We start from the raw sequence: 23,960 nt of genomic DNA, 5'->3' as shown, positions 1-23,960 counted from the left end.
CGTGAGTCGTCGGACTGGATGCTGTTACGAGTGTGTCCCGGCCGCCTTGTGCGTCACCTTCCAGGATCGCCTGGCTCCCTCCAGGGCGGCGGGCAGGGCGGCGAGCAGGCGCTCGACGTCGTCGGGGATCGTCTCCCGGCCCAGGGAGCAGCGCAGCGTGGAGCGGGCCGGCCCCTCCTCAAAGCCCATTGCCAGGAGCACGTGACTGGGCTGGGTGACCCCGGCGTGGCAGGCCGACCCCGCCGACGCATCAATCCCCGCCAGGTCCAGGGCCATGAGCAGCGCCTCGGCGTCGGCCTCCTCGAACCACAGGTGCGCCGTGGAAGCCACATGATCGGCACCCTCCGGCAACGTGGCGTGAACGCCCGCAAGCGCCCCGGCCCCCTCCAGGATCCGACGTCGCAGCGCCGCCAGCCGGGCCTCCTGCTCCTCCCGCTCGGCGACCGCCAGCTCCACCGCCAGGGCCAGCGCCCGGGCCGCCACCACGTCCTGAGTACCCGAGCGGAGCCCCCGCTCCTGACGGCCCCCGCCCGTGGCCGGCGTCAACGCCAGGTCGCGGCGAACCACCAGGGCCCCCACGCCCACCGGCGCCCCCAGCTTGTGCCCCGTCAGGCTCATCGCATCCAGGCCCCAGCCATGGAAGTCCACCGGAACCTTCCCCAGCGCCGCCACCACATCAGAGTGGACGGGCACGTACCCGCTCTCGCCGGGGCGCCCGGCGCCACTGGCCTCCCGCACGCGCTCCACCAGCGCCGCCATGTCCTGCACCACGCCGGTCTCATTGTTCGCCGTCATCACCGACACCAAGGACGCGGGGGAGTGGTCGGTACTGCCCGCCGGCACCAGCGCCCGATCCACCGAGTCGAGCTTGACCTGCCCCGCGCCGTCAACCTCCAGCAGGCTCAGCCCCGCCCCCAGTTGGTCCACGGCGGTGCGCGCCGAGTCCAGAACCGCCGGGTGCTCAATTGGAGAGACCACCAGCCGCCCGCCCGGCACCGCGCGCGCCCGCCCCGAGACCACCAGGGCATCGGCCTCGGTCCCACCGGAGGTCAGCAGCACCTCATGCGCATCCACCCCCAGGGCACTGGCCAGGCGGGCGCGCGCCTGCGCCAGCAGGGCCCCCACCCGCCGGCCCGCAGTGTGCTGCGCACTCGGATTCGCCCAGCCCCCGAGCCCACTGGCCAGGTCCTCGGCAACCTGCTGGGCGACCTCGGGACGGACCGGGGCCGAGGCGGCATGATCGAGATAGGTGCGCACACCCCCAGCCTAGACGGCGGCACCGGCGACCAGAATGGTCCGCACGCGGCCTCCGCGCCGCCCGCACACCGCCCGCCTTCTCGCAGAACGCCTCGCCCCTCGCCCCGGCAGCCCCCGAGTCCCATATTCATCTCCTATCGGTATGGGCGTGCCCATGTGCGCCTCGAAGCAGGGGGTGGGAGAGTGACCCCATGCGCACCGACCAGCTCGCCCTGTCCCGCTCCGCCACCGACCGCGACGCCGAGCGACGCAGCGAGCCCGGGCTGCTGGAGCGCCTCGCCGCCGACCCCGACACCCGCCTGCTGCTGGTCGACGCCCGCGGCCGCGTCGCCCTGACCGGCCCCGCCATCCACCCCGACCTGCCCGACGACGGCCTCACCCCACCCAGCCTCATCGGCAGCCCCGGCGCCACCGCCTGGGAGGGCCCCGGCACGCGCAGCGGCTGGGGCCTGCCCGACCTTCGCGTCGGCTACCTCGGAGCCTCCGCCCCCACTCGCTGCCCCGACCTGACCGTCCTCTACATGGGCCGCGAGCTCGCCGACGCCACAGCCTCGGGCCCCGCCTGGATCGCCGTCGTCGTGCCCCAGGCCCTCGAGGTCCCCGACGCCCCCGAGCCGCCCGCCACCGGCTCTGACGCCGAGGGCACCGCCGTCGACCACCCCGACCTGCGCCGCCTGCTGGAGCGCTACCCGCTCTCCGCCCTGAGAGCCATGGGCGCCCAGATGACGGCCCGCGATGCCGGCCTGGCCACCACGGCCACCGCCCTGGCCGCCTGGCACGCCCGCTCCGCCTACTGCCCGGCCTGCGGCGGACGCACCGAGATCATCGAGGCCGGCTGGGCCCGCCGCTGCTCCGACTGCGCCACCGTCCACTTCCCACGCACCGACCCGGCCGTCATCATGGCGGTCACCGACACCTCCGACCGCCTCCTCCTCGTGCGCGGCGCCACCTGGGCTCCCCGGCGCTACTCGGTCGTGGCCGGCTTCGTCGAGGCCGGCGAGTCCATTGAGGCGGCCGTGGCACGAGAGGTGTGGGAGGAGACCGGGCTGCACGTGGCCGACGTCGAGTACCTCGCCTCCCAGCCCTGGCCCTTCCCACGCTCCCTCATGCTCGGCTGCCGCGCCCGCCTGGCCCCCGGCGAGGACCGGCCCCGCCCCGACGGTCAGGAGGTCGTCGAGGCCCGCCTCGTCTCCCGTGACGAGCTCACCGCGGCCGCCGACGAGGGCAGCATCCTCCTGCCCGGCCCCACCTCCATCGCCCGACTCCTCATCGAGGACTGGTACGGCGGCCCCATCGTCAGCTGACGCCACCCGGCGCGGGACAACAACCGTCGGTTCCTGTCACCGCCGCATGGCAGGCTGGTCCCGATGAGCCCGACCACCCCCCACCACGCCCCCCTCGACGCATCCAGGCTCCTGGAGGCCCTCGACCCCGACCAGCGCGAGGTCGCCGAGCACCTCGAAGGACCCCTGTGCGTCCTGGCCGGCGCGGGCACCGGCAAGACCCGGGCCATCACCTACCGCATCGCCCACGGCGTGGCCACCGGCGCCTACCAGGCCACCCAGGTCCTGGCCGTGACCTTCACCGCCCGCGCCGCCGGCGAGATGCGCTCGCGCCTGGCCGACCTCGGCGTCCCCGGCGTCCAGGCCCGCACCTTCCACGCCGCCGCCCTGCGCCAGCTCACCTACTTCTGGCCGACCGCCATCGGCGGACGCCGCCCCGACATCCAGGCCCACAAGGCGCCCCTGGTCGGCGCCGCCGCCCGCCGCCTGGGCCTGCCCACCGACCGGGCCACCGTGCGAGACCTGGCCGCCGAGGTCGAGTGGGCCAAGGTCACCATGACCCTGCCCGAGGACTACGCCCAGGCCGCCGTCGCCGCCGGCCGCACCGGCGTGGCCGGGCAGGAGGCGGCCACCGTCGCCCAGGTCCTGTCCCTCTACGAGGAGGCCAAGAGCGAGCGCGGCGTCATCGACTTCGAGGACGTGCTCCTGCTGACCATCGGGATCCTCCTGGACCGCGAGGACGTCGCCGCACAGGTGCGCGGCCAGTACAAGCACTTCGTCGTCGACGAGTACCAGGACGTCTCCCCGCTCCAGCAGCGCCTGCTGGACCTGTGGCTGGGCAGGCGCCGCCAGCTGTGCGTCGTCGGGGACGTCTCCCAGACCATCTACTCCTTCACCGGCGCCACCCCAGCGTTCCTCACCGGCTTCACCACCCGCTACGAGGGCGCGCGCACCGTGCGCCTGAGCCGCGACTACCGCTCCACCCCGCAGGTCGTCTCCCTGGCCAACCGGGTCCTCTCCCGCTCGCGGCGCGGGGGCGGCGGCCTGCACCTGCCCGCAGGCGCCGTCGAGCTGGTCGCCCAGCGGCCCAGCGGCCCCGCCGTGCGCTTCGAGACCTACGACGACGACATCGCCGAGGCCGAGGGCGCCGTCGCCCAGGTGCGCCGCCTGCAGGCCGCCGGGGTCGCCCTGAGCGAGATCGCGATCCTGTACCGCACCAACTCCCAGTCCGAGGTCTTCGAGCAGGCCCTGGCCGGAGCCCAGATCGGATACCTCGTGCGCGGCGGCGAGCGCTTCTTCGAACGTGAGGAGGTCAAACGCGCCATGGCCGTCATCCTCGGGGCCGCCCGCACCGAGAAGGCCACTCTCACCGGCGATCTCGGCCAGGACGCGCGCACTGTCCTGTCCCGCGAGGGCTGGAGCGAGGAGCCGCCCGCACCGCGTGGAGCCGTGCGCGAGCGCTGGGACGCCCTCAACGCCCTGGTGGCCCTGGCAGACGAGATGGCCCAGACCCGCGGCGCCGACCTCGACGCCTTCCACACCGAGCTGCGTGAGCGCGCCGACGCCCAGAACGCCCCCACCGTCGAGGGCGTCACCCTGTCCTCCCTGCACGCCGCCAAGGGCCTGGAGTGGGACGCCGTCATCCTCGCCGGCGTCTGCGAGGGCCTGCTGCCGATCTCCCTGGCCGAAGGGCAGGCCGCCATCGAGGAGGAGCGGCGCCTGCTCTACGTGGGCGTCACCCGCGCGCGCGAGCACCTCATCATCTCCTACGCCCGCGCCCGCAACGCCGGAGGGCGAGCCTCCCGCAAACCCTCCCGCTTCCTGGACGGCCTGTGGCCCACCGGCCACGGCAGCCGAGACGCCTCCCGGCGCCAGGGCCGCCAAAGCGCCAAGGAACGCTCCCGACAGTCCGCCGCCGACTTCGAGGCCAACAACGACCCCCGCACCATCGCCCTGTTCGAGGAGCTGCGGGCCTGGCGCTCCCAGATCGCCAAGGAGAGGTCCAGACCCGCCTACACGGTCTTCGCCGACGCCACCTTGCGGGACATCGCCGTCGTCAAACCCACCAGCCTGCCCCAGCTCTCCCTCATCCGCGGCGTGGGCGCCACCAAGCTCCAGGACTACGGCGGGCCGGTCCTGGCCCTTCTGCGCGACTTCGAGGCCGGGGACTGAGCGGCCCGAGGCACTCCTGCCCGACGGCGGTCACAGCTGCGAGCACAGGCACTCAGGGTGACGCTCCCAGGGCCTGTGCCGCCCCCGGGGCTCCTGGCCGGTGACCTCCACCGAGTGCGTGGACCACCACGCGGCCGAGCCCCCGCTCGCCTCCCCGCCCGGTTCAGCCTCGTCCCCGGTGCCGTCGGCCCCGGTCACCTGGGCCACCAGCGTGTCGATGACGGCCCGCGCCGTCGACGCCGCCGCCTCGTGCAGGACCAGGTGCTCAACCTCCGGCATGGACAGGGTGCGCATCTGCGTGGCCAACGCCGGCCAGCACGGGTCGGCGTCCCTCTCCCACAGGTCCAGGCAGGTCGAGCACGGACCCTGACCGTTGAGTACCGGGCCGATGCGCACCCCCGCCTCGCCGACGACGACCGGCAGGTGCACCACGTCCTCCTGAGCGAGCCGGCGCGCGAGCAGCGGCTCGACCACGTGCGCGTCCACCGTCACCATGACATCAGGACGGGTGCGCAACGGCGCCCGAGTCCTCAGGGCCGGGAAACGTGCCGACAGCAGCGGAGCCAGGCCCCCGTCCTGCGGGGAACGGGTGGACAGGATCGTGCCCACCCCAGCCTCCGCCAGCCACAGAGCCGCCTCCTGAGCCAGGGCGCTCACGCCGTGAACAGCCAGGACGGCCTGGGACAGGAGGGCGCCACGGCCCTTGGCGTCGGCTCCGAGCCGGTCCCAGTACACGCCGTCGGCCCCGCCGAGCTCGCTGGTCGCCGAGGACACCAGCACCCCCTGACGCTCCAGGTCCGCGACGATCTCACGCGCCCGCGCCACCGGCACCCGGCTGCGCCGAGCGGCCCGGTAGACGCCCGTGCTCTCCAGGCTGCGCGCGAACTCATCGAGCAGCCGCTGCTCGGCCAGGCTCAGGTCACTGACAATGGTGCGCCGCCCGGGACTCGTCCCGATCTGGCTGACACCCTGCTGGCGCCACAGGATGGCGCACCCACCACGTACACGCATCGTGCCTCCTCACAGTCCTCCCGGGACCCGAAGGGGCGCCGGGAGATCGACGTCCTGGCGAGAGCGTCAGGACACGGTGCGACAGTGGCACGGAGCGCGTCCAAGCCACCAGAGGCAGGTGCCGGCCTGTGGATAACTATCCCCGACCGAACGCCGGGTCAGCGGGGGTCACTTGGCCGAGCAGGTGGCCAGACCGGAGGTGTCGCCCGAGGCGATCGCCTCGGTGGCGGTGACGGCCTCGTGCAGCGTACCGACGGCGAAGACCTGCATGCCCTTGGGCTCATGGCCCTTGACCTCGTCACAGTTGCTCGCCGGGGCCAGGAAGTACGTGGAGCCCGCCTTGCGGGCACCGGCCATCTTCTGCTGGATACCGCCGATGGGGCCGACCTGGCCGTTGATGTCGATCGTCCCGGTCCCGGAGATGTCCTTGCCGCCGGTCAGCGCCCCCGGGGTGATCTCGTCAACGACCCCCAGGGCGAACATCATGCCGGCACTGGGCCCGCCGACGTCGGACAGGCCGAAGGTGGCGTCCACCTTGCTGTCCACCGAGATCTTCAGGCTCAGCCCCAGCAGGGAACCGGTCGTCCCCTCCTGCGGGGCGATCGTGGTGAGCGCGGCGGCCACCTGCTGATCGCCGCGGCGCACCCCGAGGGTCACCCGAGTGCCCTCGGCAATGGTGGTCATGAGCTCTTTCAGCTGGGAGAAGGAGGTGATGGTCGTGGCCTGGCCGCCCTCAGGAGTGATGGTCTCCAGGACGTCCCCGGCCTGGACCTCGGTCGAGGTCTGCTGCTCGGCCACCTCGGTGACGGTCAGGTGCATGGCTCCGGCCTTGCCGGTCTCCACGAGCGCGGCGATGACGGCGGAGTCCTGCGAGGCGGTCATCTGAGCCTTGCCGGTCTCCTCGACCTGCTCGGCGCTCTGATCCTGCGGGCACACTTCGTTGCGGTCCACGATCCGCTTGTCCGCCGAGAACCAGGCGGCGATGAGGTCAGCGGTGGTCACCGGGTAACCGGGGCAGCCCGACACCGAGACCGTCGTCATCCGCAGGGCGCCCTGGGTCGGGTAGGTCTCGGTTCCCGAGACCTTCAGGACGTCCTGGCTCGACGACGAGCCGTTGTCCAGCACGTTCCAGGTCGGGCCGGGGGCCTCGATGACCACGTTGATCGGCACCGTGAAGACGGCGACGATGAGGGCCACTACCACCAGGACCGCCCCGACCGCCGCGGTGCGCCGCAGCCTGCGTCGGCGCCGGTCCTGTGGGGAGGGCTGCGCCTGCGGGGCCTCGGCGTGCTCGGCCTGGTCGAGCCGATCATCCTCGGGCTCCGGGGCCGGCCGGGTGTCGTCAGGGGCGAGCGAGCCCGCGGTGTCGACGGCGTCGTGCTGGTCTGGGTGCGTCACGCGCTCATCATGCGACATCTTCCTGAGGAAGACGCGCAGATACCGACACGAACCCGGCACGATCTCGACACACTGCCGGCACGGACAGGACGCGGGCCCGACCGGGACGGAGTGGGCACGCCGTCGGCGAACGGAACATAGCCCCGGCACAGGAATGGGTGCGACCATAGGGCCGTTAGCGACAGTGTCCGGTCGCCCCAGACGGCCCGGACGATGCCCAAGGACGACCCGGCGAGAGGAAACCCCGTGAGCGAGGACGCCTTCGACGAGCTCGAGAAGATGCTCGCATCACTGTTCGGCGAGCAGATGGCCTCCGACGCCGTCAGCGCCCTGCGCTCATCCGGGGTGGATCCCAGCTCCATCGCCCAGATGCCGGGGGTGGGGGACATCTCCCAGCTCAGTCCCGCCCAGCTGTTGGCGATGCGCGCCCAGTTCCAGCAGATGTTCTCCGCCTCCACCGCCGAGCCGGTCAACTGGCAGATGGGGCAGGAGCTGGCCCTCCAGCAGGCGCGCGGCGACGGCGACCCCACGGTGACCGCCGCGGTCGCCGAGTCCACGCGCCAGGCCCTTCAGGTGGCCGACCTGTGGCTGGACACCGCCACCGAGTTCATGCCGGCGCCCGGACAGCGGGAGGCCTGGAGCCGCAGCGGCTGGGTCGAGCGCACGCTGCCGGTGTGGAAGGACGTGTGCGCCCCGGTGGCCGAGGCCGTCACCACCGCCCTGGCCCGCACCCTGGAGAAGCAGATTCAGGAGATGCCGGCCGAGATGGGGCAGGCCGCCCAGCAGATGGGGGCGCTCGGGTCCATCATGCGCACCATGGCCGGCACAGCCTTCGGCCTCCAGATCGGCCAGGCCATCGGGGAACTCGCCAAGGAGGCGCTGGGGGCCACCGACACCGGCCTGCCCCTGACCCGTGAGCCCGGTACGGCACTGGTTCCCGCCAACGTGACCGCCTTCGCCGAGGGGCTGGAGGTCGATGAGGACGAGGCCCGCATGTTCCTGGCCGTGCGGGAGGCCGCCACCGCCCGCCTCTACGCCCACGTGCCCTGGCTGCGCGGGCAGGTGCTCCAGGCAGTGGTCGCCTACGCCCGTGAGATCCGCATCGACACCGAGACCCTGGAGTCCGCCGTGGCCCAGGTGGATCCCAACGATCCCGACGCCTTGCGCGAGGCCCTTGAGAGCGGGCTGTTCGCGCCCCAGGAGACGGCGGCCCAGCGCGAGGCCCTCGAGGACCTGGAGACGCTCCTGGCACTCGTTGAGGGCTGGGTCGAGGTGGTCACCGCCCGCGCCGCCGCACCGCACCTGCCCCACCTCATGGCACTGGCCGAGATGATGCGCCGGCGCCGGGCCCAGGGTGGCGCCGCCGAGCAGGTCTTCGCCCGCCTCATCGGCCTGACCTTCCGTCCCCGCCGGGCCCGGGAGGCCGCCGAGCTGTGGGCCCACCTGGGCGCCCAGGCCGGTGACGCCGAGCGCGATGCCTTCTGGAACCACCCCGACGTCATGCCCACGGCCTCCGAGCTCGCCAATCCCAAGGACTTCCTCACCATGCGGCGCATGGCTCAGGACATCGACGCCGAGATCGACGCCGACCTGGCCTCCCTGCTGGACGGGACCCTCGGGTACGCCGAGGGCGCCAAGGAGGCCGACGAGAACAGCCCCGAGGGGCTCGGGGACCGGAGCCCTGCCTCCGCCGACGCCGCTTCCCAGGAGCCCAACCAGCCGGCCGACCCCGCCTCGGCCGGCGCCGGGGGCGAGGACTCGCCCGGAGAGCCCGACGAGCAGGACCCGACCGACACGGACAAGGACTGAGGCGCACGGGGCCGCGCGGTGCTGGTGACCGGCGTCGAGTGCTCGCCCGAGGGCGACCGGCTACAGGAAGGTCGCCTCCAGGGCCTCGACCAGGCCGGGGACCAGGCGCTCACCCTGATAGAGCGAGGCGTCGTCGTCGTGACTGCGTGAGCGCAGTACGCACCAGGACTGCCCGCCGCGCAGGACCCCCACCACCATGCGGATGTCCTCGCGGTCCGGGCGCTCCTGGAGGAAGGCCAGACGCTCGGCGGCATCGGTGATGGCCTCGGCCTCCTCCTGGGCCGCAGGCGGCAGGACCAGCCGCTCGACGCTGATGGCGGCGCCGTGGACGGAGTCGGGCCAGGCGAGCTGGGCCAGCAGGTGCTCCAGGTCCGCGGCGGGCGGCAGCCCCTCCTGCTCCACCACCATGAGCAGCTCGGGGTTCGAGCGGGCCTCCTCCACGGTGGCGGCGTCCAGGAGGTCGGCCACGTCCGGGTCGGCCTCAAGAGCCTCGGCGGTGCGCACCAGCGCGAAGACGCGCACCGGCTGGTCCCAGCCGTGGGCCGCCACGTGAGTCTCGGTCTCCGTCACCGCGCGGGCCAGGGCCCCTGCCGATAAGGCTGCGGCTCGACCCGCCCCCTCGGTGGTCGCCTCGTCATGCATTGTGTCAGTCACGCCGCCATCGTCTCACTGGTGGCGCCGCCTCCTCCAATGACGAGGCTTCATCAGTCAGGTGGCGCGCCCTGGCCACCCGAGGCGTTTTCTCATCCTGGAGAAGGTTATGGCCGTGTCAGAGGTGTGTGGGACGATGGTCCGAGCGGCCCCTCCGGCCGATGACGCCATGTTTCACCGTGTGCGAGGCGGCGTCACCACGCACGTCAGACAGGGAGCAGGATCGTGAGCACCAGGCCCGATGACGAGTCCCCGGACTCAACCCCCGAGGAGTCCTCGAGCAAGTCCACCGGCTCGTCCCGACAGGGGAAGCCTGACAACTTATCCGGACTGTTCGGCCTTGGACGCATGGGTGGGGGAGGGCCCCGTCCTCCCCGCGCTCCGCGCACCGGGAAAGGCGGCGGACGTCCCGGTCCGCTGGTCCTGACCATCTCGATCATCGCGGCCATCGCTGTGGTCATTGGCATCCTGTCGCAGGTGTGGACCGAGGTCCTCTGGTTCAGTCAGATCGGGTACGCCCGGGTGCTGTGGACGCAGTGGATCGCCCTCATCGTCCTGTTCCTGGTGGGATTCGGCATCATGTTCGGGGCCGTCTTCGTCTCGATGACCAGGGCCTACCAAGCCCGGGAGATCGGGATGCCCGACGACGAGGCCACGCGCAACCTCGAGGCCTACCGCTCCGTCATCGAGCCCGTGCGACGTCGGCTGACCTGGGCAGTGCCGGCGGTGCTGGCCCTGTTCGGCTCGGCCTGGGAGCTGGCCCCCAGTTGGCGGGAGATCCTGCTGGCCTTCAACTCCCAGTCCTTCGGAGTCAAGGACCCCCAGTTCGGGATCGACATCTCCTTCTACGTCTTCATCCTGCCCGCAGTGCTGACGCTCGTGTCCTTCCTGTCCGGCGTCGTCCTGTTCGCCGGGGTGGCCTCGATCGTCGTCCACTACCTGTACGGCGGTATCTCCGTGGTGCGTAAGCCTCACTTCACCAAGGCCGCACGCATGCACCTGGCGATTTTCCTGGCGCTGTACGCCGTCATCCGGGCCGTGGGCTACTGGCTGGGTCGCTACAGCGCCCTGTACGCCTCCAACTCCAAGTTCGACGGCGCCAACTACACCGACGTCAACGCGGTCATCCCCGCCAACGCGATTCTCGCGGCGATCGGACTGGCCGTGGCCTTCCTCTTCGTCGCCTCGGTGCGATCCAGCTCCTGGCGCCTGCCGATCATCGGTGTGGTTGTCATGATCGTCTCCTCCCTGGTGGTGGGGACCGCCTACCCGCTGGTCATCCAGAAGTTCATCGTCGACCCCAACGCCCAGCGCCAGGAGGCCGAGTACATCCAGCGCAACATCAATGCCACCAAGGCCGCCTACGGCCTGGAGAACGTGGAGACCACCAACTACGACGCCACGACGAAGACGGCGGCCGGCCAGCTGGAGAAGGACGCCGAGTCCACCACCTCGATCCGGCTCCTGGACCCCGGGCTCATCTCCCCGACCTTCCAGCAGGTCCAGCAGAACAAGCAGTACTACTCCTTCGCGAACCGGCTCAACGTGGACCGCTACAAGGTGGACTCCACCAGTCGGGACACGGTGATCGCGGTACGTGAGCTCAACCTGTCCGGCCTGGGCGAGCAGCAGCAGACCTGGGTCAACGAGCACACCGTCTACACCCACGGCTACGGCGTCGTGAACGCCTACGGCAACACGGTGGCCACCCGCGGCTACCCCTCATTCTGGGAGGGGGGCATCCCCTCCCAGGGCGACCTGGGTAAGTACGAGCCCCGGATCTACTTCGGTCAGTCCTCGCCGTCCTACTCCATCGTGGGCGGCAAGGACAACGGCTCGCCGCGCGAGCTGGACTACCCCGACGACGAGTCCAAGACCGGTCAGGTCAACACCACCTTCGCCGGCAACGGCGGGCCGAGCGTGTCCAACCCGTTCAACCGCCTGCTCTACGCCGCCAAGTTCCGGGAGGCCAACATCCTCTTCTCCCAGGAGGTGCGCGAGGGATCCCAGATCCTCTACGACCGGGACCCGGCCAAGCGCGTCGCCAAGGTGGCCCCCTGGCTGACCCTGGACAACAGCCCCTACCCGGCCGTCGTCGATCACGACGACAACCCGGCCACCCCCAAGCGGGTGATGTGGATCGTCGACGGTTACACCACGACGAACAACTACCCCTACGCCCAGCACGAGTCCCTGGCCAAGGCGACGGCGACCGCCGACAACAAGGGCGGACTCCTGCGGGCGCCGGAGGAGTCCAACTACGTGCGCAACTCCGTCAAGGCCGTCGTGGACGCCTACGACGGGTCGGTCAAGCTCTACCAGTGGGATGACAAGGACCCGATCCTCAAGGCCTGGCAGAAGGTCTTCCCCGGGACGGTCACGCCCATGAGCCAGATGAGCGCCGACCTCATCGCCCACATGCGCTACCCCGAGGACCTGTTCAACGTCCAGCGCACCATGATGGCGACCTATCACGTCAACGACGCCGCGGAGTTCTACTCCGGTGGAGACTTCTGGAAGATCCCGGATGACCCGACCACGCCCGGTCAGGACCAGCAGGCCCCCTACTACCTGACCCTCAAGATGCCCGGGCAGGACCAGGCGAGCTTCTCCCTGTCCAGCGCCTACATCATCGGCGGAAACACCAACCGCAACGTGCTCACCGGCTTCCTCGCCGTGGACTCCGAGACCTCTCCCGGGACCGGGAAGAAGGGGGAGCGTAGTCCGAGCTACGGCAAGCTGAGACTCCTGGAGCTTCCGCGTTCCTCGAACGTGGCCGGGCCGGGGCAGGTGCAGAACATCTTCGACTCCAACCCGGAGATCTCCAAGGAGCTCAACCTCCTGTCCCAGGAGGGCTCCCAGGTCATCAAGGGCAACCTGCTGACGCTGCCCGTGGGAGGCGGACTGCTCTACGTCCAGCCCGTCTACGTGCAGTCGTCGTCGGGAACTCAGTACCCGCTGCTGCGCAAGGTGCTGGTCTCATTCGGGGACAACGTCGGATTCGCCGACACCCTCTCGGGGGCGCTCGACCAGGTCTTCGGCGGTAACTCCGGGGCGACCACGGGTCAGGAGGCCATCGACGGCGATGCCGCCGCGGCCAATGACACCAATGAGACGACCGATGGTAAGGACCCGACGGCGGATGGCGGGGCCAAGGCATCGGCGAGCCCGAGCGCCGCGCCCACGGCTTCAGCCAGTGCGTCCCCCTCGGCCTCGGCCAGCGCGTCCTCCAGTTCCTCCGCCACCCCGTCGGCCTCGGGAACCTCGGATCCGAAGGCGGAGCTCAATCAGGCGCTCTCCGACGCTCAGACCGCGATGACCGACGCGGACACAGCCAGGAGCAAGGGCGACTGGTCGGCATACGGCGATGCGCAGAAGCGCCTTAACGAAGCCGTCAAGCGGGCCGTTGAGGCCCAGAAGAAGCTGGGCTGAGCCCGGTCGGCCGCCACTGAGGGCGTGCCCTGCGACCCGCCTCACCGGGCGGTGAGCAAGGGCACGCCCTCGTCATTTGCCTCAAGGGTGGGACGCCCCCTAAGGTTGGTCTCACCGACGCGGGGTGGAGCAGTTCGGTAGCTCGCCGGGCTCATAACCCGGAGGTCGCAGGTTCGAATCCTGTCCCCGCTACCACTCCAGAGGAGCCCGGTCCTTCCCAGGACCGGGCTCCTCTGCTCTTGTCTGTTCGGCCGTCCGACTGAAGAGAGGCAGCGGCCTTGAGGGGGCGTACGTTATGACGTACGCTTGCTGTGTGTCTACGATTCCAGTGACGACCGCTCGTTCTCAGTTGTATCGGCTCATCGATCAGGTCAACGAAGACTCCGAGCCGCTGGTCATCACCGGCCAACGCGGCAATGCCGTCTTGGTGGGGGAGGAGGACTGGAGGGCGATCCAGGAGACGCTCTACCTGGAGTCCGTCCCGGGCATGATGGACTCGATCCGGAATGCCCGACGTGAAGGCATCGAGGCGGGCTCGGAAGAACTCGACTGGTGAGCTCGTGGCGAATCGTGTTCTCACGTCAGGCACAGAAGGACGCGAAGAAACTCGCCGCGGCGGGACTCAAGCCTAAAACCGAGAAGCTCCTCAACCTCATGCGGGAGAATCCCTTCGTCAAACCGCCTCGTTACGAAAAGCTGGTCGGGGATCTGTCGGGCTGCTACTCGCGGCGTATCACTATCCAGCATCGACTCGTCTACGAGGTGCACACCGACGAGAGGACCATCCACGTCCTGAGAATGTGGACCCACTACGAGTGACGGTACCAACCGGCAGGCTCGGCGTGACGTGATTCCCCGGACTGGCATGACTGCGGGCGCATGGCTGGGTAGCGCCGGTATCTCCCTCATGAACACGTTCGCGGTTGCTTGCGCGCCCGCGTGGGATCTGTGCGAAACTCAAGTATGGCAAAGAAGCACCCCACCATGGACCGTTCCCTGTACGAGGCCGAGCTACTGAGGCTGCAGGCGGAGCTGGTCGAGATGCAGGAGTGGGTCAGGGCCACCGGAGCCCGTGTCGTCGTCATCTTCGAGGGCCGTGACGCGGCCGGCAAGGGTGGGGCGATCAAACGCATCACCGAGTACCTCAACCCGCGCATTGCGCGCGTGGTCGCGCTTCCCGTCCCCACTGAGCGTGAGCGCACCCAGTGGTACTTCCAGCGCTACATCGCGCACCTGCCCGCCGCCGGCGAGATCTGCCTGTTCGACCGCTCCTGGTACAACCGTGGCGGCGTCGAGCACGTCATGGGCTACTGCACCCCGGAGGAGCACCGGCGCTTCCTCCAGCAGTGCCCGGTCTTCGAGAGGATGCTCGTCGACGACGGCATCCTGCTGCGCAAGTACTGGTTCTCCGTTCCCCAGAAGGAGCAGTACAAGCGCTTCAAGTCGCGCATGACCGACCCCATGCGGCGCTGGAAGCTCTCGCCCACCGACCTGGAGGCTCTGCCCCGCTGGGAGGACTACTCGCGGGCCAAGGACGAGATGTTCGTCCACACGGACATCGACTCCGCGCGCTGGCACGTCGTGGAGTCGGCCGATAAGCGCAAGGCACGCCTCAACATGATCCACCACCTGCTGGAGTCCATCCCCTACGAGCACGTGGAGCGTCCCAAGATGAAGTTCCCCAAGAAGCCCTCGTTCCCGTCGTCGGGCTACCGCCGCACGGACCGCTCCCTCCAGAGCGAGGTGCCCGACTACGCGGCCACCCTCAGTGAGTCCGACGCAACCGAGCGCTACGTGGACCTTGAGGACCAGGGGATCAGCTAGGGCCGGCGGCTCCTGCGCCCCAACTCCTCGAAGACCTGCCCGACCGGCTCACGGATGATGAGGTCGGCGCGGGAGTCATACGGTGTGGGAGTCGCGTTCATGAGGACCAGGCGCTCACCGGCGTAGTAGTCGATGAGGCCTGCCGCCGGGTAGACGACCAGGCTCGTGCCGGCCACGATCAGCAGGTCCGCCTCCGAGATGGCCCGCACCGCCCCCTCTATGACGTCACTGTCCAGCATCTCCCCGTAGAACACGATGTCCGGGCGCAGCACCGAGGCGCACGCGGGGCAGCGGGGGACCTCGCCGGAGCGGGCGCCGTCGACGTCGTCCAGGGTGGCGTGTTCGCCGCAGCCGGTGCAGATCAGGCGCGACCAGTTGCCGTGCAGCTCGAGAACCCGCTCGGAGCCGGCCCGCTGGTGGAGGCCGTCAATGTTCTGCGTGACCACAGCCGACAGCTTCCCGGCTCGCTCGAGTCCGGCCACAAACCTGTGCGCCGCGTTGGGGGTCACGCCCTCGCGGGCGTTCTCCTGAGCGAACCACTCCCAGTAGGCCTGCGGGTGCACGGTGAAGAAGTCGATGGACAGCACCTGCTCCAGGGGAATCTCCCGATCCTGGTGGTAGAAGCCCTTGGCGCCCCGGAAGTCGGGGATCCCCGACTCGGTCGAGACCCCGGCGCGCCGAAGAAGACGATGCGGCTGGACTCTTCGATCCACTGAGCGAGCAGGCCCCTCTGGCTGTCCTGGTGATCCATGCACTCCACCCTAACGCCGGGCTCGGTGCATGAGGTGACGACGGCGGGGTGGAACGTCGGGCTGGTACTCAGTGGATCGCTCGGTAGCCGGTGCGATCGGCCTCGGTGACGTCCCGAATCACCCGCGCCGGGTTGCCCGCGGCGATGACACCGGGAGGGATGCTGCGGGTGACGACGCTGCCTCCTCCGACCACACTGCCCGAGCCAATGGTCACACCAGGAAGGACCGTGACGTTGCCGCCGATCCAGACGTCGTCGCCGATCGTGATCGGACGCGCTCGACAGGCGCCGTCAGCGCGCTCATGAGGATCCAGGGCATGGTTGGCGGTGTACAAACCAACCTTGGGCCCTAGAAGCACGTTGTCTCCAATGGCGATGGGGGCGCCGTCGAGCATGACGCAGTCGAAGTTCGCAAAGACATGGGAGCCGAGGTGGATATTGCGTCCGAACTCGCACCGGAATGTTGGCTCGAGGTTGACGTCGCGGCCCATCGAACCCACGACCCGACGCAGCAAGGCCTCGCGTTCCTCGGCGGGCTGACCATAGGAGCGGTTATATGCATCGGTGGCCTGGACGGCCTCGATCCGCGCTGTGATGAGCTCAGGCGTCAGGTCGTCGTACATCGCGCCCGTCGCCATATGAGCGAATTGCTCCGTCAGGTTCATGCGTACCGATCCTCCTGCCTGCCGTTCCGGTTCATCGACTCTCAGCCTCCTCGCAGGACGCTGAGTGACAAGGCAAGGGCCCAGATCAGCAGCGGAACGCCGTGGAATGCGGTCCGCCAGACCTGGGCCCTGTGCGTGCTCGTCGTGCGGGAGAGGCTCAGATACCGAAGCCGACCCGGCGGGGCTCGGCCTCGCCGAGCTCGATGTACGCCAGGGAGCCGGCCGGCACGAAGACCTTGCGGCCCTTGTCGTCGCTGAGGATGACGGCCTTGGTCTCGGCGTCGGCCACGGCGGCCAGCACCTTCTCCTGAGAGTCGGAGGTCTCCAGGGAGAGCTCGCGGCTGGCGTGCTTGATTCCGATCGTGACCTGCATGGGGCTCCTTCGCATCGTCTGTGTGCCGTATTGAGCGGCACAGCGCCCATCGGGGAGAGGGGCGTGAACCTGGCTCGATCCTAGGGGGCTGCGGCCGTGCCGGCCCTTCGTGCGCCCCAGGAGCCGCGCCGTTTCGCGCCACGCGGAACATGCGCCGCCGGCGCTTCCGGGTGGAGGGCTCGTGACCGATGACGATCCGTTAACGGTGCACGATCCTGTCGGTGGCCCGTGGTGAGATGGTCCCATGTCCCAGGACCCCGTCCGTCTCCTCCCGCCCGCCGAGGCGGCCGAGCTGCCCGCCGCCGACGCCGATGGGCAGCGGGTCCTGGACCGCGTGGCTGAGGGCTCCAACGTCGTCGTCCTGGGGGCCCCTGGGACCGGTAAGACCTCTCTGGCCCTGAGGCTGCTGGCCGAGGCGGTCGCCGGCGGCCGCGACGCCGTCCTGCTGGCCCCTACCCGGGCGCGGGCCGACTGGCTGCGCGGCCGGGCCGCCCACCTGCTGCGTGAGGGCCATGGCGACGGCGTCGTCCGAGTGCGTACCCCCGCAGCCCTCGCCCTGACGATCCTGACCACCTCCTTGACCATGCGGCCCGCCCCGCTGCCGCCCCCGGTGCTTCTGGCCGGTGCGGAGGAGGACTCCGCCCTGGCCTCCATGGTCAGCACCGTCACCTGGCCGGGGCTCCCCGCCGAGGCCACCGGGTCTCGGGCGTTCCGCTCCGAGCTGCGCAACCTCCTGGCGCGCGCCGGAGAGCTGGGCGTCAGCGCCGACGACCTGGCCGACCTGGGACGCCGGCTCAATGTCCCCATCTGGGGGCCCGCGTCCCAGCTCCTGCGCACCTGGGACGCGCAGGGGCGGGCCAGCGCCGAGCGCAGGGCCCAGACCCGCAAGATGGACACGGCTCGCCTCCAGGACCGAGCCGTGGAGGCCCTGAGCTCCTGGGGCGCCGACGCCGTGGCCGCCGCCCGCCCCGTCCCGGACCTCGTCCTCGTGGACGACTACCAGGACTGCACGGCCGCCACCGCCAGGCTCCTGACGGCCCTGGCGACCCCGGACCCCGACGGGCACCGGGCACAGGTCGTGGTGCTGGGGGACCCCGACGTCGCCGTGGAGACCTTCCGCGGGGGCACCCCCAGCCTGCTTATCGCCGCCGAGGACCACTCGGGGCTCGCAGCCACCCGCCTGCGGCTGACCACCTGCTACCGAGGCAACCCGGCCATCGCGGCGGTGATCCGCGACCAGAGCGCCCGGGTCCCGGTGACCGGCACGACCGCCCACCGGCAGACGACCCCGGCGCCCGGGTCCTCAGCACGGTCCTCGGTAGGGCTTTCCTCCGGGGCGAGTGACGCTGAGCGCCCGCAGGCGGCGGCCGGCGTCGAAGTCATCCTTGCCTCCTCCGCCTGGCAGGAGCACGCCCACGTCGCCCGGGCGCTCAGGCTCGAGCACGTCCACCACGGCACCGCCTGGTCACAAATGGCGGTCGTCGTTCGCAGCGCCGCCGACGCCGAGACCCTCGCCAGGGACCTGCGCAGGCGAGGCGTGCCCCTGGCCTCACGCACGCCCGCGGTCCTGCTGCGCGCGGAACCGGCCGCGGCCGCGCTCCTGGACATCGTGCGCGCCGCCATCCGCGACCAGCTGGGCGGGAACGGTGAACCGCCTCAGCGTGAGGCCGCCATCAGTCTGCTCACCAGTCCTCTGGTGGGACTGACCACCATGGACCTGCGCCGACTGCGCCGCAGGCTGCGACAGGCCCAGCCGGCCGCAGCCCCGCGTGCCACTGCGGCCGAGCCCAGTGAGCCCAGGACCACCGCCCCCACAACCGGTCCCGCCCCCGTTCCCGCTGCTGGGACCGGGCCCCGAACCGGCGGCGACGCCGCCCTCCTGGCTCTGCTGGCCGACCCCGAGCAGGCCTCCGGCTTCGTCCGGTCCCTGGACGGGCAGCCGCTGAGCGCCCAGGCGGAGCGGCTCCTCACCGCAGCCAGGATCCTTGAGGCCCTGCGCTCCGTCATCGGGCAGACCCCGGCCGAGGCCCCGCGCGATGTCGAGGCCCTGCTGTGGGCCGCCTGGAACGCCTCCGAGCGGGCCGAGGCCTGGCGCACCACCGCCCTGCTGCCCTCGGCGAGCTCGGTGCGATCGCTCCTGTCCGAGGCCGCCGAGCACGACCTCGACGTCGTCACCACCCTCTTCAAACGCGCCGAGGTCTGGGCCGAGCGCCACCCGGGCCAGGACGCCTCCAGCTTCCTGGCCGAGCTCGATGCCGAGGTCCTGCCCTCGGACTCCGTGGCCCCTCAGGGGCGGCGCCCGGATGGTGTGGCCGTCATGACCCCGGCGGGTTGCGCGGGCCAGGAGTGGGAGCTTGTTGTGGTTGTCGGACTGGAGCGTGACCGCTGGCCGGACCTGCGCCTGAGGGACTCCCTGACCCGCACCGGCCTGCTCGTCGACGCCGTCACCGGCCGCCTGACCACAGACACCGCCGCACCGGGGGAGGGAAGCGGCGGCAGCGGCGCCGTGGCCGCCGCCCGGGCGCAGGTGCGCGCCGACGAGCGCCGCATGCTCATCATGGCCCTGTCCCGCGCCTCCAGGCGCCTCCTGCTGACCGCCACCGCAGACGCCGAGCACGCCCCCTCACCCTTCCTGACCGAGATCGCCCGCAGCGCCGGGATCGCCCTGACCGACGCCGACGGCGCCCCTCTCCTGACCCCCGACACCGGCGACCTCACCCTGCGCGGCCTGGTGGGGGAGCTGCGCCACGCCGCCATCTGCGGGAACCTTGAGACGGCCACCGACGCCGAGCGCCGCCGCGGCCGGGCCGCCGTCGACCTGTTGGCCGACCTCGCCCGCCAAGGCGTACCCGGCGCCGACCCCGCCACCTGGATCGGCGCGACCGGCCCCACCTCCAGCGCCCCCCTCATCGCCGCCGGCGAGCGGATACGGGTCAGCCCCTCCGACGTGGAGGGCCTGGCCGCCTGCCCCCTCAAGTGGTTCCTGACCCGCAGCGGCGGATCGGCCCCTGCCAGCGACGCGCAGGCCCTGGGCAGTCTCATCCACGCCGTCGCCGAACGGGCGGAGAAGGAGCACCTGCGCGGTCCGGCCCTGCGCGAGGCCTTCGAGGAGCGATTGACCGACCTCGGCTACCCCGCCACCTGGCAGGGAGGCCTGGCCGCAGACCGCGCCCGCGCCATGATCGAGCGCCTCGACGCCTACCTGGCTGACTGTGACGCCCTGGGTGTGCGCGCCGACGTCGAGCAGCCCGTGCGCGCCGACGTCGACATCCCCCGGAGTGTCCTCAGCCCAGCGGTCCGCCAGCGGGCCGGTCTGCGGATACCGACGAAAGGCGGCAACGCCGTCCCGGTCACGATCTCCGGGCGCATCGACCGCCTCGAGCACCTCGGCGGTCTTTCGGGAGATGACCCGGAGGACTCCGCCGAGCCCGACCGGAACGGCACGGTGCGCGTCATCGACCTCAAGACCGGGCAGCGCGTCCCCAAGGACGTCCAGCGTCATCCCCAGCTGGCCACCTACCGGCTGGCCCTGAGCTCGCAGGGCCTCGACGTCGTCGGCGGAGCCCTTGTGCTCCTGGGCAAGGAGCCCTCCAAACGCTCCGGGGACGGATACGTCCTGGCTCCGCCGGGTGCCGCACTCGACCCCAGCCCCGCAACCGTGGAACCTGCGGAGCAGCCCGTGGAGACACCTGATGACGATGAGGCGAACGCTGCTGCCGACAGCAGCGAGGAGTACTGGGCCGAGGACCTCGTGGCCGCCGCGGCTGTGGCCGGAGTGGGCCCGCAGATCGAGGCCCGCACTGGCGAGCACTGCCGTACCTGCCGGGTCAAGGACTCCTGCCCCGTGCAGGTCGAGGGAAGGAGAGTCGTCTCATGACCCCCACCGGCTCACGCGAGCTCACCCCGCAGGCCCTGGCGGAGGCGCTCGGCATCCACACCCCCACCCAGGAGCAGGCGCGAGTCATCGCCCACCGGCTGAGCCCCCTGCTGGTGGTCGCCGGAGCCGGCTCGGGCAAGACCGCCACCATGGCCCAGCGAGTCGTCTATCTGGTCGCCACCGGGCAGGTCCGCCCCGACCAGATCCTCGGACTGACCTTCACCCGCAAGGCCACCGCCGAGCTCGACCAGCGCGTCGCCTCCCGCCTGGCCGGCCTCAGTGCGGCCGGCCTGCTCCCGGCCACCGCGTCGGAGCACGACAGGGGAGTGGAGGGCACCGCTGACGCGACCGACTTTGGCGAGCCGATGATCGCCACCTACAACTCCTTCGCCGGCGCCCTGGTGCGCGACCACGGACTGCGTATCGGCGTGGACCCCGACTCCACCCTCATCACCCAGGCCCGCTCCTGGCAGATCGTCACCTCCCTGCTCGAGGCGCGCACGCTCCCGCTGCCCAACGAGAGCCTCAGCCACAACGCGAGCGCCACCCTGGTCCTGGCCGACTCCCTGAGCCAGAACCTGCTGACCATCGAGGAGGCCGCCAAGGACCTGGCCGACCTGTCCGAGCAGTTCACCGCCCTGGCCGCCATCAAGGGCTGCAAGACCCTGGTCGGCAAGGCGCCCGCCGTCATGGCCGAGTGGGAGGCCCTGCTCGACGTCGTCGCCGAGCTGCATGCGCACAAACGTCACCACGGCCTGCTCGACTTCGGTGACCAGATCGCCCTGGCCTGCGCCATCGCCGAGTCCGTCCCCGAGGCGGCCGGCCAGGTGCGGGCCCAGTACCCCGCGGTCCTGCTTGACGAGTTCCAGGACACCTCGGTGGCCCAGGTCCGGCTCCTGTCGGCCCTCTTCGCCGACTCCGGGGTGACCGCCGTCGGCGACCCCCACCAGGCCATCTATGGGTGGCGAGGAGCTAGCGCCGCCGCCCTGGACACCTTCCATCAGCGCTTCAACCCCACCGGCACCGCCCTCCTGGACTCCGGGACCTCGCCGGCTGAGGCCACCCCCGTCCTGGAGCTGTCGACCTCCTGGCGCAACGACTCCACCGTCCTGGAGGTCGCCAACGTCGTCTCCGCGCCGCTGCGCTCCGGGGTCGTCGAGGACGGGGACCCGGTGGGCGAGCACCTCACCGTCGCCCCCTTGCGGGCCCGCCCCGCAACCTTCGGCCTGGAGCCCGGGGCGGCGTTCGGGGCCTTCCTCCAGGACCCCGCCGAGGAGGCCCGCACAGTCGTCGCCTTCCTCGCCGAGCGCTGGTCGCCCAGTGCCGAGATGGCTGTTCTGTACCGCACCCGGGCGCAGATGGATCCCATTGCCGCCGAGTTGGAGGCCGCCGGCCTGCCCTACACGATCATTGGCCTGGGCGGGATGCTCTACGTCCCCGAGGTCGCCGACGTCCGCGCCCTGCTGACCGCGGCCTCGGACCCGGAACGCGGGGACCGGGTGGTCAGGCTCCTGACTGGTTTCGGCATCGGTGCCCGCGACCTGCGGGCCCTGGCGTCGCTGGCCCGCGAGCTCACCCGCCCCGCGAGCAAAAACGGCAAGGAAGCACCAGGAACTCACGGCGACCATGCCGAGGCCGACTCCCCACTGCTCAGCGAGGCCCTCGATGCCCTGCTGCGATGGCATGAGGACGGAGTACAGGAAGAGCAGGAAGAGTCCGCCTCGGCCCGGGACCTGACCGAGGCCGGGCGGGCTGTCGCGTTGCGCACCGCCCGGGCGATCCGACGCATCCGGGAGGCCGTCTCTCTGCCCCTGCCCGACCTCGTGGCCCTGGCCGAGCAGGTCCTCGACCTCGACATCGAGATCGCCGCCCGGGTCGGTCACCCGATGGGGCACCGCGCCCTCGACTCCTTCCACGAGACGGCCCGGGCCTTCACCGCCGACACCGACGCCCCCACCCTCACCGGTTTCCTGGAATGGCTTGATGCCGCCGAGGAGCACGAGGACGCCATGAGCGTCCCCGAGGTCGATTCTTCGCCCGGGGCGGTCCAGCTCCTCACCGTCCATGCCGCCAAGGGCCTGGAGTGGGACGTCGTCGCCGTCCCCGGCATGGACGAGCAGGTCTTCCCCTCCTACACCAGCGCCGTCAAGGATGATCTTCGCGTCGCGGAGACCGGCTGGATGGGCTCCACCTCGACCTTCCCCTTCCCACTGCGGGCCGACGCCGGCGACCTGCCCCCCTTCACCGTCGGGGACCTCGACCCGGCTGTCACGGACAAGCCCTTCCTGACCGAGACGATGACCGCCTACAAGGAGGCCCTCGGGCGCCAGAGCCTGCGCGAAGAGCGCCGCCTGGCCTACGTGGCCTTCACCCGGGCCCGCCACGAGCTCCTCCTGACCGGCTCCCACCTGTCCAAGACCGCTTCCAAGCCTCGACGGCCCTCTCGCTTCCTCACCGAGCTCCAGCGGCGCGACCTCCTGTCTCCCTACGCGGAGGGCTGGGTGGACTTCGATGAGTCCCGCCCCAACCCGCTGACCGCCCTGACCCAGGTGGGCACCTGGCCCCCCGACGCCGACGCAGCGGAGCCCCTGGACAACCAGGCCCCGCAGGCCGGGGGAGAGGACGCCCCTGTCACCGACCGGCTCGCCGCTGTGCGCCGGGCCCGGTACGCGGCCGCCGCCCAGGTCACCGCCGCCATGGGCGGGACCGAGCCCGTCCAGGAGGTGCCCGCTCAGGCCCAGCCCGACGACGAGATGGTGCGGCGGTGGAGACTCGAGGCGGGACTCCTCCTGGCCGAGCGCACCCGGGCCCTGTCCAGCGGCCCCGCCGTCCGCCTGCCCGAGCACCTGGCCGCCACCCGCCTGGACGACCTGCGCGCCGACCGCCACCAGTTCGCACTCGACCTGCGTCGCCCGCTCCCACCCGAGCCCCGCGCCGCCGGCCGGCTCGGAACCGTCTTCCACGACGCCGTCGCCCAGCGCCTGAGCGCTCGCGGCACCCTGTTCGGCCTGGGGCAGGCGGGCGTGCCCGACAGCCTCGGACCCCAGGACCGGGACCGCATCGAGCGGTGGCTGGAGACCGCCGAGAACCTGCCGCTCCTGGAGGACTACGTCCTGGCCGAGACCGAGACGGACCGGGAGATCACCATCGGCGCCACCACCCTGCGCTGCCGCATGGACGCCGTCTTCCAGCGGTTGGACGGTTCCGGGCGGCTCATCGTCGACTGGAAGACCGGACGGCGACAGGTGCCCGTGGACCAGCTCAGCGTCTACGTCCACGCCTGGGCTGCCTCCCAAGGTGTGCCCACCGGGGCGGTACGGGCCGCCTACGTCTACGTCGACTACCCCGGAGGACGCGTCGATGAGCTCACCGCCGAGGGCCTGCTCAGCATCGAGCAGATCCAGGCGGCCCTGACAGTGGGGTAGGGGCCGCAGTGAGACAAGGGCCGCAGAGCGGC

Annotated in this window: 15 protein-coding genes, 1 tRNA gene and 1 pseudogene; 10 read left to right on the top strand and 7 right to left on the bottom strand. The window is 71.2% G+C overall.

Annotation, left to right across the window (positions count from 1 at the left end; genetic code table 11):
• Positions 1–24: 24 nt before the first annotated feature.
• Positions 25–1,257: a cysteine desulfurase family protein gene (locus JJJ14_RS08825; RefSeq protein ID WP_201443899.1), complete on the bottom strand. Its 1,233-nt coding sequence runs from the start codon at positions 1,255–1,257 to the stop codon at positions 25–27.
• Positions 1,258–1,448: 191 nt separating this feature from the next.
• On the opposite strand from JJJ14_RS08825, the gene nudC reads away from it, so the two are divergent.
• Both nudC and JJJ14_RS08815 read left to right on the top strand, forming a co-directional pair.
• Positions 1,449–2,561 carry an NAD(+) diphosphatase gene (gene nudC / locus JJJ14_RS08820; protein ID WP_201443898.1) on the top strand — a complete coding sequence of 371 codons (1,113 nt, stop codon included), beginning with the start codon at positions 1,449–1,451 and terminating at the stop codon, positions 2,559–2,561.
• A 63-nt stretch (positions 2,562–2,624) separates the two neighbouring features.
• Entirely contained in the window at positions 2,625–4,712 is a 2,088-nt protein-coding gene (locus JJJ14_RS08815; RefSeq protein WP_201443897.1) for an ATP-dependent helicase, read from the top strand.
• Positions 4,713–4,742: 30 nt separating this feature from the next.
• On the opposite strand, the gene JJJ14_RS08810 is transcribed toward JJJ14_RS08815, so the two are convergent.
• Together JJJ14_RS08810 and JJJ14_RS08805 are read right to left on the bottom strand one after the other, a co-directional pair.
• Positions 4,743–5,723: a hypothetical protein gene (locus JJJ14_RS08810; RefSeq protein WP_201443896.1), complete on the bottom strand. Its 981-nt coding sequence runs from the start codon at positions 5,721–5,723 to the stop codon at positions 4,743–4,745.
• A 168-nt stretch (positions 5,724–5,891) separates the two neighbouring features.
• On the bottom strand, positions 5,892–7,121 hold the full coding sequence (locus JJJ14_RS08805) for a YlbL family protein (protein ID WP_442859441.1): 1,230 nt from the start codon (positions 7,119–7,121) through the stop codon (positions 5,892–5,894).
• A 246-nt stretch (positions 7,122–7,367) separates the two neighbouring features.
• On the opposite strand from JJJ14_RS08805, the gene JJJ14_RS08800 reads away from it, so the two are divergent.
• Positions 7,368–8,930: a zinc-dependent metalloprotease gene (locus tag JJJ14_RS08800; RefSeq protein ID WP_201443894.1), complete on the top strand. Its 1,563-nt coding sequence runs from the start codon at positions 7,368–7,370 to the stop codon at positions 8,928–8,930.
• 60 nt (positions 8,931–8,990) lie between these two features.
• On the opposite strand, the gene JJJ14_RS08795 is transcribed toward JJJ14_RS08800, so the two are convergent.
• On the bottom strand, positions 8,991–9,572 hold the full coding sequence (locus JJJ14_RS08795) for a PPA1309 family protein (protein WP_201445143.1): 582 nt from the start codon (positions 9,570–9,572) through the stop codon (positions 8,991–8,993).
• Positions 9,573–9,806: 234 nt separating this feature from the next.
• On the opposite strand from JJJ14_RS08795, the gene JJJ14_RS08790 reads away from it, so the two are divergent.
• From JJJ14_RS08790 to ppk2, 5 genes are all read left to right on the top strand, one after another.
• Positions 9,807–13,013 (top strand): UPF0182 family membrane protein, encoded by a 3,207-nt coding sequence (locus JJJ14_RS08790; RefSeq protein WP_201443893.1) that lies wholly within the window; start codon positions 9,807–9,809, stop codon positions 13,011–13,013.
• Between the two features lie 118 nt (positions 13,014–13,131).
• Positions 13,132–13,208: transfer RNA gene (locus tag JJJ14_RS08785), tRNA-Met, on the top strand.
• 100 nt (positions 13,209–13,308) lie between these two features.
• Positions 13,309–13,569, top strand: a complete 261-nt coding sequence (locus tag JJJ14_RS08780) for a type II toxin-antitoxin system Phd/YefM family antitoxin (RefSeq protein WP_009407133.1) — start codon at positions 13,309–13,311, stop codon at positions 13,567–13,569.
• Positions 13,566–13,832 carry a Txe/YoeB family addiction module toxin gene (locus tag JJJ14_RS08775; RefSeq protein ID WP_081093133.1) on the top strand — a complete coding sequence of 89 codons (267 nt, stop codon included), beginning with the start codon at positions 13,566–13,568 and terminating at the stop codon, positions 13,830–13,832. The genes JJJ14_RS08780 and JJJ14_RS08775 overlap by 4 nt, the downstream gene beginning before the upstream one ends.
• Positions 13,833–13,997: 165 nt before the next feature.
• The gene (ppk2, locus tag JJJ14_RS08770; RefSeq protein ID WP_101558783.1) at positions 13,998–14,837 is read left to right on the top strand and encodes a polyphosphate kinase 2; all 840 of its coding nucleotides are present in this window, start codon (positions 13,998–14,000) and stop codon (positions 14,835–14,837) included.
• Here the strand turns inward: ppk2 and JJJ14_RS08765 are convergent.
• From JJJ14_RS08765 to JJJ14_RS08755, 3 genes and pseudogenes are all read right to left on the bottom strand, one after another.
• Positions 14,834–15,588, bottom strand: a pseudogene (locus JJJ14_RS08765) (NAD-dependent protein deacylase). The gene ppk2 and the pseudogene JJJ14_RS08765 overlap by 4 nt on opposite strands.
• A gap of 68 nt (positions 15,589–15,656) precedes the next feature.
• Entirely contained in the window at positions 15,657–16,253 is a 597-nt protein-coding gene (locus tag JJJ14_RS08760) for a sugar O-acetyltransferase (RefSeq protein WP_201443892.1), read from the bottom strand.
• A 157-nt stretch (positions 16,254–16,410) separates the two neighbouring features.
• Positions 16,411–16,626, bottom strand: a complete 216-nt coding sequence (locus JJJ14_RS08755; RefSeq protein WP_009407243.1) for a DUF3107 domain-containing protein — start codon at positions 16,624–16,626, stop codon at positions 16,411–16,413.
• A 244-nt stretch (positions 16,627–16,870) separates the two neighbouring features.
• Between JJJ14_RS08755 and JJJ14_RS08750 the strand changes: the two genes are divergently transcribed.
• Together JJJ14_RS08750 and JJJ14_RS08745 are read left to right on the top strand one after the other, a co-directional pair.
• Entirely contained in the window at positions 16,871–20,503 is a 3,633-nt protein-coding gene (locus tag JJJ14_RS08750) for a UrvD/REP family ATP-dependent DNA helicase (protein ID WP_201443891.1), read from the top strand.
• Complete coding sequence (locus tag JJJ14_RS08745; protein ID WP_201443890.1) at positions 20,500–23,928, top strand: ATP-dependent DNA helicase; 3,429 nt, start codon at positions 20,500–20,502, stop codon at positions 23,926–23,928. The genes JJJ14_RS08750 and JJJ14_RS08745 overlap by 4 nt, the downstream gene beginning before the upstream one ends.
• Positions 23,929–23,960 lie beyond the last annotated feature (32 nt).

The sequence above is a fragment of the Actinomyces sp. HMT 175 genome (genome assembly GCF_016694895.1).
In the GTDB taxonomy this organism is placed as follows: Bacteria; Actinomycetota; Actinomycetes; order Actinomycetales; family Actinomycetaceae; genus Actinomyces; species Actinomyces oris.
The sequence above is the reverse complement of the archived record's forward strand: the minus strand, read 5'-3'. Positions and strand labels throughout refer to the sequence as shown.

Bases quoted from the DNA above. Each gene is read 5' to 3' on its own strand.
- nudC (WP_201443898.1), top strand. From the start codon at position 1,449: ATGCGCACCGACCAGCTCGCCCTGTCCCGCTCCGCCACCGACCGCGAC.
- JJJ14_RS08815 (WP_201443897.1), top strand. From the start codon at position 2,625: ATGAGCCCGACCACCCCCCACCACGCCCCCCTCGACGCATCCAGGCTC.
- JJJ14_RS08810 (WP_201443896.1), bottom strand. From the start codon at position 5,723: ATGCGTGTACGTGGTGGGTGCGCCATCCTGTGGCGCCAGCAGGGTGTC.
- JJJ14_RS08795 (WP_201445143.1), bottom strand. From the start codon at position 9,572: ATGCATGACGAGGCGACCACCGAGGGGGCGGGTCGAGCCGCAGCCTTA.
- JJJ14_RS08780 (WP_009407133.1), top strand. From the start codon at position 13,309: ATGACGTACGCTTGCTGTGTGTCTACGATTCCAGTGACGACCGCTCGT.
- ppk2 (WP_101558783.1), top strand. From the start codon at position 13,998: ATGGACCGTTCCCTGTACGAGGCCGAGCTACTGAGGCTGCAGGCGGAG.
- JJJ14_RS08760 (WP_201443892.1), bottom strand. From the start codon at position 16,253: ATGAACCTGACGGAGCAATTCGCTCATATGGCGACGGGCGCGATGTAC.
- JJJ14_RS08755 (WP_009407243.1), bottom strand. From the start codon at position 16,626: ATGCAGGTCACGATCGGAATCAAGCACGCCAGCCGCGAGCTCTCCCTG.
- JJJ14_RS08750 (WP_201443891.1), top strand. From the start codon at position 16,871: ATGTCCCAGGACCCCGTCCGTCTCCTCCCGCCCGCCGAGGCGGCCGAG.
- JJJ14_RS08745 (WP_201443890.1), top strand. From the start codon at position 20,500: ATGACCCCCACCGGCTCACGCGAGCTCACCCCGCAGGCCCTGGCGGAG.